The sequence below is a fragment of the Streptomyces sp. NPDC016851 genome, assembly GCF_055562795.1.
Genome location: NZ_JBVHEP010000030.1, coordinates 96,627 through 115,816, shown reverse-complemented (window position 1 = coordinate 115,816; position 19,190 = coordinate 96,627). Strand labels below are relative to the sequence as shown.

Annotated in this window: 13 protein-coding genes; 6 read left to right on the top strand and 7 right to left on the bottom strand. The window is 74.1% G+C overall.

Annotated elements, in window-relative coordinates:
* Nucleotides 1-156 precede the first annotated feature (156 nt).
* Nucleotides 157-1,242, bottom strand: coding sequence for a beta-glucuronidase AbsR1 (gene absR1 / locus ACZ3I3_RS35550; RefSeq protein ID WP_467371900.1), 1,086 nt, complete (start codon nucleotides 1,240-1,242; stop codon nucleotides 157-159).
* A gap of 96 nt (nucleotides 1,243-1,338) precedes the next feature.
* Between absR1 and ACZ3I3_RS35545 the strand changes: the two genes are divergently transcribed.
* Nucleotides 1,339-3,063, top strand: a complete 1,725-nt coding sequence (locus tag ACZ3I3_RS35545) for a LuxR family transcriptional regulator AbsR2 (RefSeq protein ID WP_467371898.1) — start codon at nucleotides 1,339-1,341, stop codon at nucleotides 3,061-3,063.
* A gap of 43 nt (nucleotides 3,064-3,106) precedes the next feature.
* Here ACZ3I3_RS35545 and ACZ3I3_RS35540 read toward each other — a convergent pair whose 3' ends face one another.
* Nucleotides 3,107-5,674: a CHAT domain-containing protein gene (locus tag ACZ3I3_RS35540; protein ID WP_467371910.1), complete on the bottom strand. Its 2,568-nt coding sequence runs from the start codon at nucleotides 5,672-5,674 to the stop codon at nucleotides 3,107-3,109.
* Nucleotides 5,675-5,852: 178 nt separating this feature from the next.
* Here ACZ3I3_RS35540 and ACZ3I3_RS35535 point away from each other — a divergent pair, with 178 nt between their 5' ends.
* The 3 genes from ACZ3I3_RS35535 to ACZ3I3_RS35525 all read left to right on the top strand — a co-directional run bounded on the left by ACZ3I3_RS35535 (nucleotide 5,853) and on the right by ACZ3I3_RS35525 (nucleotide 8,412).
* Entirely contained in the window at nucleotides 5,853-7,283 is a 1,431-nt protein-coding gene (locus tag ACZ3I3_RS35535) for a S8/S53 family peptidase (RefSeq protein WP_467371896.1), read from the top strand.
* Between the two features lie 62 nt (nucleotides 7,284-7,345).
* On the top strand, nucleotides 7,346-7,921 hold the full coding sequence (locus tag ACZ3I3_RS35530) for an RNA polymerase sigma factor (RefSeq protein WP_010044855.1): 576 nt from the start codon (nucleotides 7,346-7,348) through the stop codon (nucleotides 7,919-7,921).
* A 5-nt stretch (nucleotides 7,922-7,926) separates the two neighbouring features.
* Nucleotides 7,927-8,412, top strand: a complete 486-nt coding sequence (locus ACZ3I3_RS35525) for a hypothetical protein (protein ID WP_467371894.1) — start codon at nucleotides 7,927-7,929, stop codon at nucleotides 8,410-8,412.
* A gap of 12 nt (nucleotides 8,413-8,424) precedes the next feature.
* Here the strand turns inward: ACZ3I3_RS35525 and ACZ3I3_RS35520 are convergent, their stop codons facing one another.
* From ACZ3I3_RS35520 to ACZ3I3_RS35500, 5 genes are all read right to left on the bottom strand, one after another.
* Nucleotides 8,425-9,648: a cytochrome P450 gene (locus ACZ3I3_RS35520; protein WP_467371892.1), complete on the bottom strand. Its 1,224-nt coding sequence runs from the start codon at nucleotides 9,646-9,648 to the stop codon at nucleotides 8,425-8,427.
* Between the two features lie 60 nt (nucleotides 9,649-9,708).
* Nucleotides 9,709-10,551 (bottom strand): N-formylglutamate amidohydrolase, encoded by an 843-nt coding sequence (locus ACZ3I3_RS35515; RefSeq protein WP_467371890.1) that lies wholly within the window; start codon nucleotides 10,549-10,551, stop codon nucleotides 9,709-9,711.
* A 128-nt stretch (nucleotides 10,552-10,679) separates the two neighbouring features.
* The gene (locus tag ACZ3I3_RS35510; protein ID WP_467371888.1) at nucleotides 10,680-12,899 is read right to left on the bottom strand and encodes an NADP-dependent isocitrate dehydrogenase; all 2,220 of its coding nucleotides are present in this window, start codon (nucleotides 12,897-12,899) and stop codon (nucleotides 10,680-10,682) included.
* Nucleotides 12,900-14,119: 1,220 nt separating this feature from the next.
* The gene (locus ACZ3I3_RS35505; RefSeq protein ID WP_467371886.1) at nucleotides 14,120-15,217 is read right to left on the bottom strand and encodes a mechanosensitive ion channel family protein; all 1,098 of its coding nucleotides are present in this window, start codon (nucleotides 15,215-15,217) and stop codon (nucleotides 14,120-14,122) included.
* Between the two features lie 228 nt (nucleotides 15,218-15,445).
* A complete protein-coding gene (locus tag ACZ3I3_RS35500) occupies nucleotides 15,446-16,345 on the bottom strand; it encodes a lysylphosphatidylglycerol synthase transmembrane domain-containing protein (RefSeq protein WP_467371908.1) in 900 nt (299 codons plus the stop codon).
* A 326-nt stretch (nucleotides 16,346-16,671) separates the two neighbouring features.
* Here ACZ3I3_RS35500 and ACZ3I3_RS35495 point away from each other — a divergent pair, with 326 nt between their 5' ends.
* Nucleotides 16,672-18,558 (top strand): ABC transporter ATP-binding protein, encoded by a 1,887-nt coding sequence (locus ACZ3I3_RS35495; RefSeq protein ID WP_467371906.1) that lies wholly within the window; start codon nucleotides 16,672-16,674, stop codon nucleotides 18,556-18,558.
* Between the two features lie 102 nt (nucleotides 18,559-18,660).
* Nucleotides 18,661-19,167: a hypothetical protein gene (locus ACZ3I3_RS35490; RefSeq protein ID WP_467371884.1), complete on the top strand. Its 507-nt coding sequence runs from the start codon at nucleotides 18,661-18,663 to the stop codon at nucleotides 19,165-19,167.
* Nucleotides 19,168-19,190: the final 23 nt, after the last annotated feature.

The following is a 19,190-nucleotide window of genomic DNA, read 5'->3' as shown; positions in this document are numbered from 1 at the left end:
CGGCCCGCCCTTTGGGGGCCCCCTGGCCCAGCCCCCGCCCCGGGGCCCCACGGGGCGTGGGGGGGCACCACCCCCCCCCCCCGTGGCGGGCCCGCCCCCCACCGCTCCCCCGGCGCCGGACTGTGGCTCAGATGTCCGCCCGGCGGGTCCGTGCCGTCACCAGCACATCACCGCCGTCTCGCCGGAACCCCAGGCGGAGTACAGGCGTACGCGGACGAAGTAGCGGCGGCCCTTGACGAGCCGCGCGCTGATCGTGGCGTTGTGCGCAGTGCCCCCGTCGTCCTGCCCGGCGAGGTAGCGGGGTTCCCCGTCCCGCTCCTCGAAGACCACGACGACGGCGTCACCGTCGCCGAAGGCGCCCAGCGTGTACGTGCGGGTCTGAGGCGGATCGACGACGAAGTCGGCCTGCTCGCCCGGCCCGAGGCCGAGCGGTGCCGAGCGGAACGGCACCAGCGCGGGCGGGCCCGGCCGGTCCGCCGGCGGATACCAGCGGAGCACGAACTCCTTGTCGGCGGCGGACAGGGTGCCGGGCGGGTTGAGACCCGCGCGGTACTGCTCCGGCTCCAGGACCAGCCCCGACGAGAACGGATACTCCATGATCGAGTGCGGGTCCCAGACGGAGCCGTTGACCTCGTCCGGGCCGAGCTTGCGCAGGATGTTGTAGTGCGTCGTCTCCCGGCTCCAGTGGTTGGGCGGGCCCGCCAGTTCGGCGTACACGGCCTCGTCGTCCCAGTGGATGCCGGCGAACGGGCTCTGGTGCTCGTGCAGCATGCCGAGCGCGTGCCCGATCTCGTGCAGGGCCGTCCCGCGCTCCCCGGGCGCGGTCAGGTCCCAGCCGAAGTTCATGGTCCGTTCGTGCCGGCCGGCCAGCAGCGCGTCCCGGCCCACCGCCGACCAGGAGCCGGCGCCGAGCTGGAACCCGATGCGCAGTTCCGCCTCGGAGCGGTCGTCGACCTCGGCGAAGGTGATCCCGATGCCGAGGTCCTGCCACTGAGCGAAGCCCCCGCGCACCACGTCCCGCTGCTCCTCGGACCCGGTCCACGGCACGCGTCGCGTCATCCCCGTCCCCGGCACGGGGATGACGGACGCGTCGGTGTCACGGTCGAAGAAGCAGTAGTGCAGGACCGTGCCGTTGACCCACATCCGCCGCCCGCTCGCGAGCGCGCTCAGCCGCTCGGCCGCCAGCCCCGGTGCGAAGGCGGGCGCCGGCGCCTGTGCCAGCGAGCAGTAGCGTGCGGTCATGGCCCACAGCCTGCCCCGCGGCCGGTCCCGGGCGCCTGAGTCGGGGGCTACTCAAGTCGCCCTGTATCAGAAGTGAGTAGCCGCGCTCATGTCTGTGTGACGACTTACGAGAGGGACGCGACGACGCTGGAGCTGCCCTGGCCGTTCGCCGGGCGGGAGGACGAACTGGAACTGGTCCGCCGGTCCCTGGCGGGCGGACGCCGCGGCATCGTGGTGACGGGCCCGGCGGGCTGCGGCAAGACCCGCCTCGTCACCGAGGCGCTCCGCGGCACCGGCTGTGCCCGGGCGGCGGGTACGCCCGAGAGCCGGGCCATCCCCTTCGCCGCGTTCGCCCATCTGCTGCCCGAGTCGGTCACCCTGCACCGCGCGGTCCAGCTCCTGTCGGGCGTACGGACGCTGGTCGTGGACGACGCCCAGCTGCTCGACGACGCCTCCGCCGCCCTGGTCCACCAGCTCGCCGTGCACGGCCGCACCCGCCTGCTGGTCGTCGCCACGGACGGCAGCCCGGTGCCGGGCGCGATCTCCCGGCTGTGGACCGGGGAACTCCTGCCGCGGCTCGCTCTGGAGCCGCTGCCCGACGAGGAGACCGCGCAGCTGCTCACCGCCGGCGCCGGACCTCTCGACGCGCTCACCGCCAACCGGCTGCTGCGCCTGAGCCGGGGCGACCTGCGGCTGCTGCGCGACCTGCTCGGGGCGGTGCGGGGGCGGCTCACCCTCGAACCGGACACCGGCGAACGGGCGTGGCGGGGCCCCGTGCCGCTGACCACGGCCGTCCGTGAGCGCACCGCCCCCGTCCTCGGCCGCGCCCATCCGCTCGAACGGGAGACCCTCGATCGCCTCGCCTTCGCCGAACCGCTGTCGTTGCCGCTGGACGAACTGGACCTCGGGGCGCTCGAAGTCCTGGAGTCCGACGGCCTGATCGAGGTCGACGACCTGGGCGGCGTCCGCCTGGCCCATCCCCTCCACGGCCCGGTGCTCAGAGCCGCGGCGGGCCGGCTGCGGGCACGCCGGCTGGCCCGGACACCGGACGCGTACGCCGCCGCCCTCGACGCCGAGTCGGCCGCCCTGGCCCGCCGGATCGACCAGGACGACGTACGGGCGACGCCCACGCCGGTGGGGGAGTGGCTGGTCGCCGAGGGCGGCCCGCTGCCCGGCCGGTACGCCGCCGTGCGCGCCCGGTTCGCCCGGCTGCGGGGGGAGCTGCGGGAAGCCGCGGCCTGGGCACGGGAGGGCCTGCGGGGCGATCCCGGGGACGCCGCGTGCCGGGCGGAACTCGCCCGCGCCTGCGCACCGGTGGACAGCGGCGGGGACCTGGACCTCGATGCCCTCGCCGACCCCTACGACGCCGTGCGCCTCGGCTGCCCCGAGAAGGTCATCGACCGGCTGACCGGCGTGTTCGCCCGCCACGCCGACGCGCTCACCCGTGCTGACGGCCCGGCTCTGGACGAGGTGGCCGAGGAACTGGAGCGGCGCGGGTTCACGCTGTTCGCCGCGGAGGCCCACGCCCAGGCCGTGCGCGCCCACCGTGATCCGAGCGCCGCCCGCCACTCGCGCACCCGGGCCGTCGCCCTGGCCCGGCGCTGCCAGGGCGCCCGCACACCCGCCCTGTCCGGGCTGGTCCTCGGCGAACTCACCGCCCGGCAACGGCAGATCGTCACGCTCGCGGCGGCCGGCCTGAGCAACCGGCAGATCGCCGAACGCCTCACCCTGTCCATCCGGACCGTCGGCAACCACCTGTACAGCGCCTACGCCCGCCTCGGCGCCAGCGACCGCGGCGCCCTGCCCTGGCTGACGGAAGTCCCGCAGGCCCAGCCGGCCTGAGGGCACCACCCAGACCGGCGGCCTGACCCGAACAGGGGACGGGTCAGGCCGCCCCGAACGCCGAGAACGCCCAGCCCGTGGCCTGGTGCAGCGCGTCGCCCGGCAGGGCGGCCCGGGCGTCGCGCAGCGCCTCCGCCAGGGACAGCCCGGCCCCCAGGCCCTTGTGCAGCGCGAGCATCAGCGGCACCACCGCGGCGTCGTTGACGGGCGCGCTGCACGCCACCACCCCGGCCGTGCCGAGCGGCAGCAGCGCCGTGACCAGACCGAGCAGTTCGTCGGCGCCGACGGAGGCGAGGAGGGCGGTGTCGCAGCAGGACAGGATGATCCGGTAGGGGCTGCGGTCCAGACGCTCGAAGTCGTGCACGACGATCGGGCCGTCGGCCATCCGCAGCGAGGAGAACAGCGGGCTGTCCGCGCGGAACGTGCCGTGCGCGGCGATGTGCGCCAGCGCGGCCCCGTCCAGCTCCTGAAGCACCCGCGGCACCCGCGCCTCGTCCTCCTCCAGGACCGTCGCGCAGGCGTACCGGCCGGCCAGTTCGGGCACTTCGGCGCCGCCCGTGGCCAGGCCCGGGCCGCGTACCAGCACATGGCGGCCGTCCGGCGGAGGCGTGGTCTCCCGCGCCCGCAGCCAACTGCCCGCCGACGGCGACACGCTGAGCACCCGTTCCCGCAGCGACGGCAGCAGCGCCCACGGCACCCGGTGCAGCCGCCCCGGCGGCACGATCACCACCGGACCGCCACCCAGATGCGTCGCGGCCGGTCCGAGCAGCAGCTCCTCCAGCCGCCGCCCCGCGGCCTCCACCACCGCAAGCCGCGCCTCGGCCCCGGGGTGCGCCAGCCGCCGCAGCCCCGCCTGCACGTGCTCGGCCTCGGTCTCCGCCTCGGCCAGCAGCCCGGCCTCGAACCTGCGCACCCGCCCCTGCCCGCACAGCAGCACCTGCACCCGCCCGTCGAGCACGGCGAGTTCCACCAGCCGTACCTCGTCGCCCAGCCGCTCCAGCAGCCGGCCGACGTCGAAACGGTCGCCGCCACCGGGGGCCTCGCCGCGCATGTGCAGGGTCCGGGAGCGGATCTGCCGCTCCAGGCGCCGCTGTTCACGCTCCAGCGCCGGAACCGGCCTGCCCTCCATCCGGGCGGCCTCCGCGCGGGAGGCGATCTCCCGGAAGGCCGTCATGCCGCTGAGCAGCTCCGGGTCGGCGGGCGGCCGGGTCGGCGGGGTGGACAGCACGGTGGCCCGCCAGCGCTCGCTCCACACCAGCAGCCGCCGCGGCCCGCCGGAGACCAGACTGGCCCGCTGCGCCAACGCGGCCAGTTCCGCGCCCTGTTCGGTGGCGCGGGCCCGCAGCTCCGAGGCGCCCAGCGTCATCCGGTGGTCGTCGAGCACGTCCAGGCCGCGCCGGCACGCCTCCAGCACGCCCCGGGGGGACCCGGCGGCCCGGGCCCGCAGCGCCTGCGCCGCCCAGCCCGTCATCCGCGCCAGCGGCGGGCCGCTGTGCCGGCTGCGGGCGGCGACGGCCAAGTGCCGCTCCGCGTCCGCCGTCCAGCCCAGCCCCAGCGCGATACGTCCTGCCAGCAGCGACGCCTCCGGCGCGGCCGGCGCGCCGAAAGCGGCCAGCTTCTCGGCCACCGCGGCGGCGTCGGCGACCAAGCGCCCCGAGCCGCGCCCGGCCGCGTGCCGCGCCTCGATCAGCACCAGCCGGGCGTGCGTCTCCCACCAGGTGCGGCGCTGCCCGGCGAACAGCCGCACCGCCAGGGCGGCACGGGCGATCGCGGTGTGCGGGTCGCCGGCCAGCCGTGCGGCCCGCGCGGCGGCCAGCAGCAGCTCCGCCTTGCGGGTGGACTGCCCGCCGATCCCGTCCAGCTTCCCGATCGCCGCGTCCGCCTCGGCCAGCGCCTCGGGAGCCAGCCCGGCCGCCATCAGCACCTCGCAGCGCCGGATGTTCAGCATGAACGTCGGTGTGCTCAGCCGGGCGTAGCGCTCCTGAGCCTCGTCGAGCAGCCGCAGCGCCGCCGGCACGTCACCGGACCGGAACGCGGCGAGCCCCCGGCTCTCCACCGCGTCGGCCTTGTCGTGCTCCTGGCCGGTGGTGTCCCACAGCGCCTCGGCCGCGGTGAAGTCCGCCTCGGCCCGCTCCACCGCGCCCAGCGCCAGGTGCACGGTCGCCCGCAACGTCAGCGCCCGCGCCGTCCAGATCACGTCCTCCGCCTGCCGCAGCACGGGAATCGCCCGGCGTACGTCCTCCAACGCCTCGCGATGGTGACCGAGCACCCACCACACGTACGCCCGCCGGTACAGCACCCGCGCCCGCGTGTGCCCGCCGCCCCGCGCGACCCCCCGCTCGAACGCCGCCAGGCCCTCCCGGGTACGGCCCGCGTGCACCAGCGCCACCCCCAGGGTGGCCAGCACGTCCGCCTCCCGGTCGGCCGAATCCGCCCGCGCCGCGAACTCCCGGGCCCGCCGCAGATGCTTCAGCGCGAGCCGCAGATCACCGAAGTCCCGCTGCCAGATGCCGATCACCTGATGGGCGACGGAGGCGTCAAGAGGCACGGGATCGGCGTCGAGCAGCGCCCGGGCCCTCGCGAGAGCCTCGCCCGGGTCGGCGAACACCATCGGCAGCAGTTCCTGCACCGAGCCGCTTCCCGCTGTCACTCCTCGGATGGTAGTGGCCCCCGAACCGCGGCACACAGGGTTGGCTCTGTATCAAAAAGCCGTCCGGCGGCTCTTGTCGACGAGCACCGACGACCGTTCGCCGCACCGACCGAAGCCGTCGCCCAGTGGGAGGACCCGCATGGCACCTCAGCGATTCCACGAGCAGTTCGACCAGATCCAGCGCTCGATGCCCGACGTCCCCTTGGCGATGGGACCGGACGACTCGGCCGAGTTCATGTACGAGAAGGGCGTCGTCCTCGTCCGCGACGGCGAGGAGGCCCGGGTCGTCGAGGACACCGTACGGGCGCACTTCACGGCGGCACCCGACCTCGACCAGGACCAGGTCCGCCGGGCCGGCCCGCAGGCCAACCGCAGCGGCGTCACCCGGATCCGGGTCGGCGACCCCGGCGAGGGAAGCCGGGGAACCGACCGGGCCGTCGCGCAGGCGCTGCGGGCCGTGCACGAGCGCGAGGACCGGGCCGGGCACCGGATGGTCGCCCGCAACCACGTCGTGCACATCGCGGTCAACGCCTGCCCCGGCGACGAACCCGTGCCCGTCCCGGCGAGCGAGCCGCCCAACCCGGCCGCCGCGGACACGGCCTACGACCCGGACAGCGCCGTCGGCGTCCTCGTCGTCGACACCGGCCTCACGCACGACTACCGCTCCTGCGCGCTCCTCGCCCACACCGACGGCGACGCCCAGGTACAGGAGTGCGACGAGCAGGGGATCCTCCAGCAGTACGTCGGACACGGCACGTTCATCGCCGGGCTCGTCGCCGCCGTCGCGCCCAACACCGACATCACCGTGCGCGGCAGCCTCAACGACGCCGGCGCCATCCTGGAGTCCGAGTTCGGCGAGAAACTCTTCGAAGCCGTCGACGCCGGCGGCTGGCCCGACGTCCTCAGCCTCTCCGCCGGCACCTCCAACGGCCGCACCGACGGCCTGCTCGGCGTGGAGAACTTCATGCGGGAACTGCGCGAGCAGCGCACCCTGCTGGTCGCCGCCGCCGGCAACAACGGCAGCGCCACCCCCTTCTGGCCCGCCGCCTACGCCGACCTGCCCGGCTGGGAGGACTCCGTGCTGTCGGTCGGCGCGCTGCGCAGCGACGGCGAGTCCGGCGCCTGCTTCACCAACCACGGCCCCTGGGTGAAGGTCTACGCCCCCGGCGAGCGCCTCACCAGCGCCCTCACCGGCTTCGAGACGCCCGTCCCGTACGTGTACCAGCACTCCACGTACGACGCCTGCCGCTACGGCTTCACCTACGGCTGCACCTGCCGGCACCCCCGCCACACCGGGGTGCTGAGCGACGAGAACGCCGCCGCCAAGCCCGACCAGGTGATGTTCGAGGGGTACGCGCAGTGGAGCGGCACCTCCTTCGCCACCCCCGTGACCGCCGGCCTGGTCGCCGCCCACATGACGGCGCACAAGGAGACCGACCCGCGCGCGGCCCGGCGCCAACTGCTCGCCGCCGTCACGCGGGTCGCGGACGTGCGCGGGGCGCAGGTGCCCGCGCTGCGCCCGCCCACCTGGCGCCCCGTCCCTGTCATGCGCCCCACCCCCGGGCTGTGAGGGCCGGAACCGCCCCCTCCACGGCGTACGATGACGTGCCGTACTCGAGGGGTGGGGCTGCCGTGGACCGTACTGATGCCGGCGCGCTCGTCCAGGCCGCCGCCGACGGCGACGCGGCGGCCTGGAAGGCGCTCGTGGAAGGGCTGAGCCCCCTGGTGTGGTCCGTGGTGCGGGCCCACCGGCTGTCCGACGCGGACGCCCACGAGGTCTACCAGACCGCCTGGTTCCGCTTCGCCCAGCACCTCGGGCGGATCCGGGAACCCGGCAAGGCGGGCGCGTGGCTGGCGAGCACCGCACGCCACGAATGCCTGAAGGTCATCCGGAGCTCGCAGCGGCTGACCCTCACGGACGACCCGCAGCTCCTGGACCGGGTCAGTGAGGACGGCACGCCGGAACAGTCGCTGCTCGACTCCGAGGAGGCCGCCGCCCAGAGCGAACGCGTACGTCGGCTGTGGCAGGAGTTCGAGGAACTGGGCGAGCGGTGCCGGCAGTTGCTGCGGGTACTGATGGCCACGCCGCCGCCCAGCTACCAGGACGTGTCCGCCGCGCTCGGGATCGCGGTGGGCAGCATCGGCCCGCTGCGCCAGCGCTGTCTGCGGCGCCTGCGGGCCCGGCTCGAAGCGCGGGGGGCGATGTGAGCGGCATGAACGACGACGAACTCGAACTGTTCGGCGAAGAGGACTGGGGGGACGAGGAGTTGGACACGGGACTGCTGGAGGAGGAGCTCCGGCGGGCCGCCGCCGTCCTGGACCCCCTGCCGGCGGAGCTCCAGCAGATCGCCGTCGACGCCTACGCGCTGCACGACCTGGACGCCCGCGTCGCGGAACTCACCTTCGACTCGCTGGTCGACGCCCTCCCGGTCCGGGGAGCCGGCGACGTGCCCCGGATGCTGACCTTCCAGGCGGGCGAGGTGACCGTCGACGTCGAGGTCACCGCCCAGGGGCTGATGGGCCAGGTACTGCCGCCGCAGCCGGCCAGGATCGAGGTCCTGGGCGGACCACGCCCCGGCTCCCCGCTCACGGCCGACGACCTGGGCCGCTTCATCGCCGCCACACCCCCGTCGGGCCCGTTCGCCCTCCGGCTGCGGACCGGTGAGGACGTGGTGGTGACGGAGTGGCTGCGGGCGTAGGCCTTGATGGGGTCACCAGGTGCAGGGCAGCGTCCTCGGCCCTCGGATCATCGTCTTGCGGCGCCAGGCCACCTGGTCCGCGGGGACGGCGAGCCGTAGCCCGGGCAGTCTGTCCAGCAGGGTCCCCACGAGCAGCTCGGTCTGGAGGCGGGCGAGGACGGCGCCGGTGCAGTAGTGCGGTCCGTTGCCGAAGGACAGGTGCGGGTTGGGGTCGCGGTCCGGGGCGATCCGGTCCGGCTCGGGGAAGACGTCCGGGTCGCGGTTGGCGGAGAGGTACGAGACGTAGACAGGGTCGCCCGCGCGGATGCGGTGCCCGCGCAGGTCGACGTCCTCCAGGGCGATCCGCGCCAGCCCGACGGAGCTGCGGTGCGGGATGTAGCGCAGCAGTTCGTCCAGCAGCGCGTCGCGCGCCCCGGGCCGCTCGTGCCACGCCTGCCGCAACTCGGGCCGGGTGAGCAGCAGGTAGAGCATCTGCCCGCAGTTGTGGGTGACGGCCTCGCCGCCGATCTGGAGCGGTCCGGCGAGGCCGACCGCCTCCGTCTCGCTGAGGTCGCCTGCGGCCACGGCGGCACCCAGCAGGGAGTACACGTCCGCGCCGGTGCCGTGCGCCCGGGAGCGGATCGTCTCCGTGATCCACCCGTACAGACTGTGCTTGGCCCGGTCGGCGGCCTCCGCCCCGCCCGACGTGGAGATGATCTGCCGGGTCCAGCCGTGCACCCGTTCCCGGTCGGCGGCGGGCACGCCCATGACCTCGCTGACCAGGGCGATGGGGAAGGGTTCGAGAACCCGCTCGATGAGATCGGCCGGGGGCCCGTCCCGTACGACCCCGTCCACCAGCTCGTCGAGCATCTCCTGTGCGCGCGGCCGCAGCCGTTTCATCGCACCGACGGTGAAGGCGCCCGCGACGGCCTTGCGCAGCCGGTTGTGGTCGGGCTGGTCGGCGAAGGCGAGCGAACCGGGCCGCGGCTTGAAGTGCGGTGCCATCCGCGTCACCTGACGCCCGGTCACCTCCGCGCGGCTGAACCGCGGATCGTTGGTGATCAGCTTCACGTCGTCGTGACGGGTGGCCAGCCACGCCCACCCCTCGCCGTACGGCAGCCGGATCCGGGTCAGCGGGCCCTCGCGCATCAGCTCCGCGAGGACCGGGTCGAACTCCGTCCCGTCCAGGTCGAGGGCGGGCCAGTCCCGTACGGGGGGTGGTGCCTGGCCGGTCAGCGTCGTGGTCTCCTCCGTCATGCACCCACCCTCACCGCGCCCCCGCCGCTTGTCGCGCGGGAGTGCTCCAGCCGGTGCCGGTCAGCCGGAGGCGGCGTCGACCAGGCGGGCCAGCGCGGCGGCGAGCCGCTCCAGACCGGGACCGGCGAGGCCGCCCGGCTCGGTCATGTAGGTGTCCCGGCGGATCTCCACCATCAGCGCCTCGACCCGCGGGTCGGTCCCGTAGAACTCGAGCGGCACGTAGGCGCCCCTGAACGGGCTGTCGAGCCCCGTCTCCCCGATCTCCCCGAAGGCCTGCCGCGCGGCCTCCAGCAGTCCGGGAGGGGTGTGGAAGGAGTCGGTGCCGAGACACACCGGCGGCCGGGGCCCCTCCCCGTGCAGCTCGTACGGCAGCCGGGCCCGGGGATACGAGTGCACGTCGATGATCACGGCCCGCCCGGTGGCCGCCAGCCGGTCCGTCACGGCCTGTGTCATCGCCCGCGCGTACGGCAGGAAGTACCGTGCGACGAGCGGCCCGGCCTCGACGTCCCCGGACCGCAGCACATCGCCGTGCGTGGTCCGGGTGTAGACCGCGCCCATGCCGACGGCCCGCATCTCCTCCCGTTCGTCGGGGAAGCGCTCCGGGTCGACGACCAGCCGCGACAGCCGGTTGACGAACCGCCACGGGACGACGCCCGCCGCCCCGGCCGCCGCCTCGGCGATCTCAGCCGTGTGCGCGTCGGTGATGTGGTCCAGCTCCCGCGCGAGCTCGTTGTCGCCGAGCACGATGTCCGCCCGTACGGACGGCGGTATCTCCCGCGCCGAGTGCGGGACATGCAGGATGACGGGGGAGTGCCCGGCGCCGGGCAGGACGTCGAAGGACGGGGAGTCGGAGTACGGGGTGGCGGAGTACGGGGAGTCGAAGGACGAGGGGTCGTCGGTCACGCGGCGGCTCCACGGGGACGTGGTCGGGGGGCTTCGCTTGAAAGCCCGGCCTCTTCGAACATAACTCCGCCCCGGCCGGGCGGTGCGCCGGCCGGGGCGGAGCGGGTGGGCCGATGGGGCCCGGGGCGTCAGCTCAGGGACGCCAGCGCCTCGTTCCACGTGGCGGACGGGCGCATGACCTCGGCGGCCTTCGCCGGGTCGGGCTGGTAGTAGCCGCCGATGTCGGCCGGCTTGCCCTGGACGGCGGCCAGCTCGTCGACGATCTTCTGCTCGTTGGCGGCGAGCGTCTCGGCGATCGGCGCGAACGCCTTCGCCAGGTCCGCGTCGTCGGTCTGCTGGGCCAGCTCCTGCGCCCAGTACAGGGACAGGTAGAAGTGGCTGCCGCGGTTGTCGATGCCGCCGACGCGGCGGGTCGGCGACTTGTCCTCGTTGAGGAAGGTCGCCGTGGCGCGGTCGAGGGCGTCGGCGAGGACCTGGGCGCGGGCGTTGCCCGTCACCTTGGCGAACTGCTCGAGGGACGGCACGAGGGCGAAGAACTCACCCAGGGAGTCCCAGCGCAGGTAGTTCTCCTTGACCAGCTGCTGGACGTGCTTCGGCGCCGAGCCGCCCGCACCCGTCTCGAACAGGCCGCCGCCCGCCATCAGCGGGACGACCGACAGCATCTTGGCGCTGGTGCCCAGCTCCAGGATCGGGAACAGGTCGGTCAGGTAGTCGCGCAGCACGTTGCCGGTCACCGAGATGGTGTTCTCGCCGCGGCGGATGCGCTCCACCGACAGCTTCGTGGCCTCGACCGGGTTCAGGATCCGGATGTCCAGGCCCTCGGTGTCGTGCTCCGGCAGGTACGCCTTGACCTTGGCGATCAGGTTGGCGTCGTGCGCGCGGGTCTCGTCCAGCCAGAACACCGCCGGGTCGCCGGTGGCGCGGGCGCGGGTGACGGCCAGCTTCACCCAGTCCCGGATCGGCGCGTCCTTGGTCTGGCAGGCGCGGAAGATGTCACCGGCCGAGACGGTCTGCTCGATGAGCGCGGTGCCGTTCTGGTCGACCAGGCGGACCGTGCCCGTGGTGGCGATCTCGAAGGTCTTGTCGTGGCTGCCGTACTCCTCGGCCTTCTGGGCCATGAGGCCGACGTTCGGCACCGTGCCCATGGTGGACGGGTCGAAGGCGCCGTTGGCCTTGCAGTCCTCGATCACGGCCTGGTAGACGCCCGCGTAGGAGGAGTCCGGGATGACCGCAAGGGCGTCGTGCTCCTGCCCGTCCGCGCCCCACATGTGGCCGGAGCTGCGGATCATGGCCGGCATGGAGGCGTCGATGATGACGTCCGAGGGCACGTGCAGGTTCGTGATGCCCTTGTCGGAGTCGACCATCGCCAGCTCCGGGCCCTCGGTGAGCTCGGCGTCGAAGGAGGCCTTGATCTCGGCGCCCTCCGGCAGGGCGTCCAGGCCCTTGTAGATGCCGCCCAGACCGTCGTTCGGGGTCAGGCCGGCCGCGGCGAGCTTGTCGCCGTACTTCGCGAACGTCTTCGGGAAGAAGACGCGCACCACGTGGCCGAAGACGATCGGGTCGGAGACCTTCATCATCGTCGCCTTCAGGTGCACCGAGAACAGCACACCCTGGGCCTTGGCCTCGGCGACCTGCGCCGCCAGGAACTCGCGCAGCGCGGCGACCCGCATCACGGAGGCGTCGACGACCTCGCCCTGCTGGACGGGTACGGACTCGCGCAGCACGGTGGTGGTGCCGTCGTCGCCGACGAGCTCGATGCGCAGCGCGCCGTCCTCGGCGATCACCACGGACTTCTCGGTGGAGCGGAAGTCGTTCTGGCCCATGGTCGCCACGCTCGTCTTGGAGTCGGCGGACCAGGCGCCCATGCGGTGCGGGTGGTTCTTGGCGTAGTTCTTGACCGAGGCGGGGGCCCGGCGGTCCGAGTTGCCCTCACGCAGGACCGGGTTCACGGCGGAGCCCTTGACCTTGTCGTAGCGGGCGCGGATCTCGCGCTCCTCGTCGGTCTTGGGGTCGTCCGGGTAGGCCGGCAGCGCGTAGCCCTGGCCCTGGAGCTCGGCGACGGCGGCCTTGAGCTGCGGGATCGACGCCGAGATGTTCGGCAGCTTGATGATGTTGGCGGCGGGCGTCTTGGCCAGCTGGCCGAGCTCCGCGAGCGCGTCGGGGATGCGCTGGTCCTCGGTGAGGTACTCCGGGAACAGGGCGATGATGCGCCCGGCCAGCGAGATGTCGCGGGTTTCGACGGCGACACCCGCCTGCGAGGCGTACGCCTGGACCACCGGCAGGAAGGAATACGTTGCCAGGGCCGGGGCCTCGTCAGTGTGCGTATAGATGATGGTCGAGTCAGTCACCGGGTGCTCCGCTCCACGTCTGCAACATTGCTCGACATCAAGATATCTCCTGACCGACCTGGTCTCGACAGGGGTCCACGCCCAGTTTCGCGCCACCGACCGCCCCGGGACCCGGGCCGGGGAGACGGTGCGGCGGGTGACGGCCCCGCGACTGCCCTGGTCGGCGCGGCGACGGCTTCGGGCTGGAGGGGCCGCCGCTCTCGGCGGCCCCGGCTTCTCCGGCCTCAGCCGCGCCTCCCGGCCGCCTCGCCCGCTCGTCAGCTCGCCGCGAACGCCCGGGCCGGAATGCCGACGGGTTGCCGCACGCCGCCGCCGTCCGGCGCACGGCGCCCGCCGTCCGGCCATGGCCGCCCGGCCACCGGCGTCCGCCGTCCGGCCATGGCCGCCCGGCCACCGGCGTGCGCTGCCCGGTCACCGCCGGCCACCGGCGTCCCCCGGTCACCGGCGCCTGCCCCCCCGGCCACTGGTGTCCGCGCCCGGCCACCGGCGCCTGCCCCCGGCCACTGGTGTCCGCGCCCGGTTACCGGCGCCCGCCCTCCGCCGTCCGGCGCCCGCCGTCCGATCGGCGAGCGGGTCGCCTATCCGTACTCGTCTCGCTCGCTCGTGGCCCTCCGGGCCACGGCCGCCCTGCGTTCGCTGCCCGGTCACCGCCGCCCGGCCACGGGCGTCCGCCCTCTGGCCACTGGTGTCCGCGCCCGGTTACCGGCGCCCGCCCTCCGCCGTCCGGCGCCCGCCGTCCGATCGGCGAGCGGGTCGCCTACCCGTACTCGTCTCGCTCCCTCATGGCCCCCCGACCGCCCGGCCCCCGGCCCCCGACCGCCCGGCCCCCGACCGCCCGGCCGCCCGGCCACCCAGCCGCCCGACCGCCCGGCCCCCGGCCGCCCGGCCACCCAGCCGCCCGGCCGCCCGGCCCCCGGCCGCCCGGCCACCCAGCCGCCCGGCCGCCCGGCCCCCGGCCGCCCGGCCCCCGGCCGCCCGGCCCCCGGCCGCCCGGCCCCCGGCCGCCCGGCCCCCGGCCGCCCGGCCCCCGGCGTCCGCCGCTTGGCCACCGCCGCCCGTCCGCCGGCGTCCGCTGCCCGGCGCCCGCCGTCCGGCGCCCGCCGTCCGATCGGCGAGGAGATCGCCCACCCGACTCGTCTCGCTCGCTAAGAGCCCCCGGCTGGTGCAGGTCACGGTGGCGGCCGCCTGCCAAAGAGCACCGCAGCCGCCCCCGCGAGGCCTCAGTCGAACCGGGCCGAGGACATCTCGTTCGGCTCGATCTCGCCCGTGCGCTGCTGCGGGATGACCACCCCGCCCTGCTGGAGCGCCACCGTTCGGGCCGGTGCCGGGATGCGGATGCCCTCCGCGCGGTAGCGCCTGTGCAGCCGCTTGATGAACTCGTGCTTGATCCGGTACTGGTCGCTGAACTCCCCGACGCCCAGGATCACCGTGAAGCCGATGCGGGAGTCGCCGAAGGTGTGGAACCGGATGATCGGCTCGTGGTCCGGCACGGCGCCCTCGACCTCGGTCATCGTCTCGGCGATGACCTCGTTGGTCACCCGCTCCACCTGGTCCAGGTCGCTGTCGTAGGCCACCCCGACCTGGACCAGGATGGTCAGCTGCTCCTCCGGCCGCATGAAGTTGGTCATGTTCGCCTGGGCGAGCTGGCCGTTGGGGATCACGACGAGGTTGTTGGACAGGTTGCGGATGGTCGTCTGCCGCCAGTTGATGTCCTCGACGTAGCCCTCCTCACCGCTGCTGAGGCGGATGTAGTCACCGGGCTGGACGGTCTTGGACGCGAGGATGTGGATGCCCGCGAAGAGGTTGGCGAGGGTGTCCTGCAGTGCCAGCGCGACCGCGAGACCACCGACACCCAGGGCGGTGAGCAGCGGGGCTATGGAGATCCCCAGGGTCTGGAGCACCACGAGGAAGCCGATCGCCAGGACCAGGATCCGGGTGATGTTGACGAAGATCGTGGCCGAGCCGGCCACCCCGGAACGGGACTGGGTGACCGAGCGCACCAGGCCGGCCACCACCCGCGCCGCCGACACCGTCGCCACGAAGATCAGCAGCACGGTGAGCACCTGGTTGGTGGTGTGCTGCACCGCCCGGTTCAGCGGCAGCACCGCCGCCGCGCCCGCCGCGCCGCCCACCACCGCGGCCCACGGCAGGACGGCCCGCAGCGCGTGCACGATGACGTCGTCCCCGCTCCAGCGGGTCCGGTCGGCGTGCCTGCCCAGCCAGCGCAGCAGCATGCGCAGCGCGAAGGCGGCCAGCAGGCCCGACGCCATGGCGATGCCGGCGAAGACCAGATCGTCCGCGGTGAGCTCCCGGTTCACTTGTCACCTCCGGGAAGAAGAACTGCGGCGAACGCCGTTTCCGGCGGCCGGATGTGAAGTTTCGTCACGTCGTCACCTGTTCGTCCTGCGGGATGTTCCGCCGTGCCCGGCCACCCTGACCTGCGGTCGGCACGACCGTTCATCCTGCCGCATTCCGCACGGGGTTTCGTACCGGGCAACGGACCGAGCCGGGGAACACCGCCAGGGACTGCGGGGCCTGCCTGGCCGTCAGATGACCTTCAGCCGTACCAGCGCCGCCAGCGTCAGCGCGCCCGGGAGCAGCGGCAGCCAGACCGTGATGACGCGGAAGGCGAGGACCACGGCCGTGGCCACCGCGGCGGGGCCGCCCGCCGCCACCAGCGCCACGACCAGCGCCGCCTCCACCGAGCCGATCCCGCCCGGCGTGGGTACCAGCGCGACGGCGACCGTCGCCGCCAGGTAGGCCACCGCCATGTGCGCGGGCGGCACGTCCAGCCCCATCGCCCGGCCCACCAGAACCAGGACGGTCGCCTGCAACGCGGGGAACGCGAAGGATCCGCCCCACAGGGCGAAGGCCCGGGCCGGACGGGTGTGCACGGAGCGGGCCTCGCCGAGCGCCGTCCGCAGGAAGGACAGCACGGCCGAGCGCACCCGCCGCACCAGGGTCAGCACGGCCACCGCGATGACGAACACCACACCGGCACCGGCCAGCAGGGGGCCGAACGCCGTCTCCGGAACCAGTGTGCCGAGCCGCAGCGCGTCGGGGAACGCGATGAGCAGGGCACCCAGCAGGGCCACCCGGCCGATGCTCTCCGCCAGCAGATACAGGGCGAGAGCCGCCGACGAACGGGCGAGCGGCAGCCCGCACACCGTCATGAACCGCAGGTTGACCGCGCTCGCGCCCAGCCCGGTCGGCAGCAGGTGGTTGGCGGCACCGGCCGCGAACTGCGTGGCCAGCAGCCGCCGTCGGGGCAGCCGCTCGACGACCGCCCCCTGCCGGGTGCAGGCGGCGGCGACCCAGGTCAGACAGGTCGCGCCGACCGCGGCCAGCAGCCACGGCCACTCGGCGTCGCCCAGATGCGCGAAGCCCTCGGCGAGTACGGACCGGTGCCGCACCGCGACCACGGTGACCAGCAGGAGCGGAAGCAGACACAGGATCTGACGCAGGCGGCGGACCGGGACGCGACGGGGGAGCCGTCCCGGGCGGAGTTCGGGGAGTTCTACCGCTGTCACGTCAGCAGAGGCTTCCCATGCCCCGCCAACGGCGGGTTGCGGACGTGCGGACGGCGTCTTACGGACGGGGAGCGGCTGGGAGGAGAACGTCATGGGGGCCTTTGCGGGGGGAACGGGGAGACGGGATCGGGGAGTCGGGGAGCGGGAAGAGGGGGAACGGGCCGATTGTGCGGGATGTCGGGGCGATGTGCGAGCGCCTTGACCTCAAGATTGCTTGAGGTTCTACGTTCTCTGTCATGAGTATGGAGACCACAGCGTGGACACAACTGCACAGCGTCATGAACGCCCAGGAGGAGCGCCGCCCCCTCGCCCTCGCCACCCTGCGCCGCATCGGAGCGTTCGCCCGCCCGCACCGGCGCCGTATCGCCCTGTTCGTCCTGCTCGGAGTGGGGACCGCCCTGCTCGCCGTGGCGACCCCGGTCCTGGCCGGGAGTGTCGTCGACGCGATCGTCTCGGACGGCACGGAGGGCACCGTCGTACGCCTGTCCCTGCTCATCGCGCTGATCGCGGTGGCGGAGGCGGCGCTGGGCATCCTCGGCCGGAGGCTGTCGGCGACGCTCGGCGAGCACCTCATCCTCGATCTGCGGACCGCCGTCTTCGACCATGTGCAGCGCATGCCCGTGGCGTTCTTCACACGCACTCGTACGGGCGCCCTGGTCTCCCGACTCAACAACGACGTCATCGGCGCCCAGCGCGCGTTCAGCAACACCCTGTCCGGAGTGGTCAGCAACCTCGTCACGCTGCTGCTCACCCTCGCCGTGATGCTCACGCTGTCCTGGCAGATCACCCTGCTCGCGCTGGTGCTGCTGCCGGTGTTCGTGATCCCGGCCCGGCGCATGGGCAGCCGTATGGCCCGTATGCAGCGGGAGGCGGCGACGCTGAACGCGGCCATGGGCACCCGCATGACCGAGCGCTTCTCCGCACCCGGCGCCACCCTGGTCAAGCTCTTCGGGCGCCCCGAGGAGGAGTCGGCGGAGTTCGCCGAACGCGCCCGCCGGGTCGCGGACATCGGCGTCCGGACGGCGACCGCCCAGGCCGCGTTCATCACCGCCCTCACCCTGGTCTCCGCGCTCGCCCTCGCCCTGGTCTACGGCCTCGGCGGCACCCTCGCCCTGCGCGGCACACTGGAACCCGGCGCGGTCGTGTCGCTGGCGCTGCTCCTGACCCGGCTGTACGCGCCGCTGACCGCGCTGGCCGGGGCGCGGGTCGAGGTCATGAGCGCCCTGGTGAGCTTCGAGCGGGTCTTCGAGGTGCTCGACCTGAAGCCGCTCATCGAGGAGAAGCCGGACGCGCGCCGGGTGCCCGACGGGCCCGTGGCGGTCGAGTTCGACCGGGTCCGCTTCGGTTACCCCGCCGCCGACAAGGTCTCCCTGGCCTCCCTGGAAGAGGTCGCCACACTCGACAAGCGGGGCGGCGACGAGGTCCTGCACGGCATCTCCTTCCGCGCCGAGCCGGGGCAGACCGTGGCGCTCGTCGGCTCCTCCGGCGCGGGCAAGTCGACCGTCGCGGGGCTGCTGCCGCGCCTGTACGACGTCGACGAGGGCGCCGTACGCGTCGGCGGCGTCGACGTCCGCGACCTGAGCGCGCGCTCCCTGCGGGAGACGCTCGGCATGGTCACCCAGGACGGGCACCTCTTCCACGACACCGTCCGCGCCAACCTCCTCCTGGCCCGTCCCTCGGCCACGGAGAGCGACCTGTGGGACGCCCTGCGCCGGGCCCGTCTCGACGACCTCGTACGGTCGCTGCCCGACGGTCTCGACACGGTGGTCGGCGAACGCGGCTACCGGCTCTCCGGCGGCGAGCGCCAGCGCATGACCATCGCCCGGCTGCTGCTGGCCCGACAGCGCGTCGTCATCCTCGACGAGGCCACCGCCCACCTGGACAACACCTCCGAGGCCGCCGTCCAGGAGGCACTGGCCGAAGCCCTCGAAGGCAGGACGGCGGTCGTGATCGCCCACCGGCTCTCCACGATCCGGACAGCCGACCAGATCCTGGTCGTCGAGGCCGGCCGGATCGTGGAACGCGGCACGCACGAGGAACTCCTGGCGGCGGGGGAGCGGTACGCGGAGCTGTACCGGACCCAGTTCGGCGGGACGCAGAGCACGGTCGTGGAGGAGGCCGCCGCGTAACACGCCCGACCTCGGTGAACGGCTCCGGGAGCGCGTCCGTACCCCTGACGAGCACTCCTGCCCGCCCGCGAGGGCGGGACGGTCCGCATCCGGAGAGACGACGTGTCCCAGCAGCAACCGCACGCACGATCCAGCCGCCGGTCCCTGCCCCGGGCCCGGCGGCTGCGCGCCGCCGCACCGGCCGCCGCACTGGTGATGCTCCCCGTCGTCACCGCCTGCGGCGGCGGTGACGACGCCGAGCCCGCCGCCCGCGGCAGGACGGCGACCCCGAGCGGGTCCGCCGCTCCCGCCGCCGGCGTCGTCGCGCCGGCGAAGGTGGAGGTGATCGCCGGCCTGACCGGCTGCAAGGTGAAGATCCGCACCGAGGCGGAGGAACTGCGCGAGGGCGTCTGCCACACGAAGAAGGGTGACTACCTCATCACCACCTTCCCCGAGGAGAAGCTCAAGGAGACGTGGCTGGAGTCGGCCAGCGTCTACGGGGGCAAGTACCTCGTCGGCATGCGCTGGGTGGTCAGCGCCAAGCCGGAGATGCTGGAGCCCCTCCGCGCGAAACTCGGCGGCACGGTCAGGGAGTTGCGGGGCACCGGCCCGGACGCGAGCGCCTCCTGACGTCACCGCTGCCGGAGGAACCA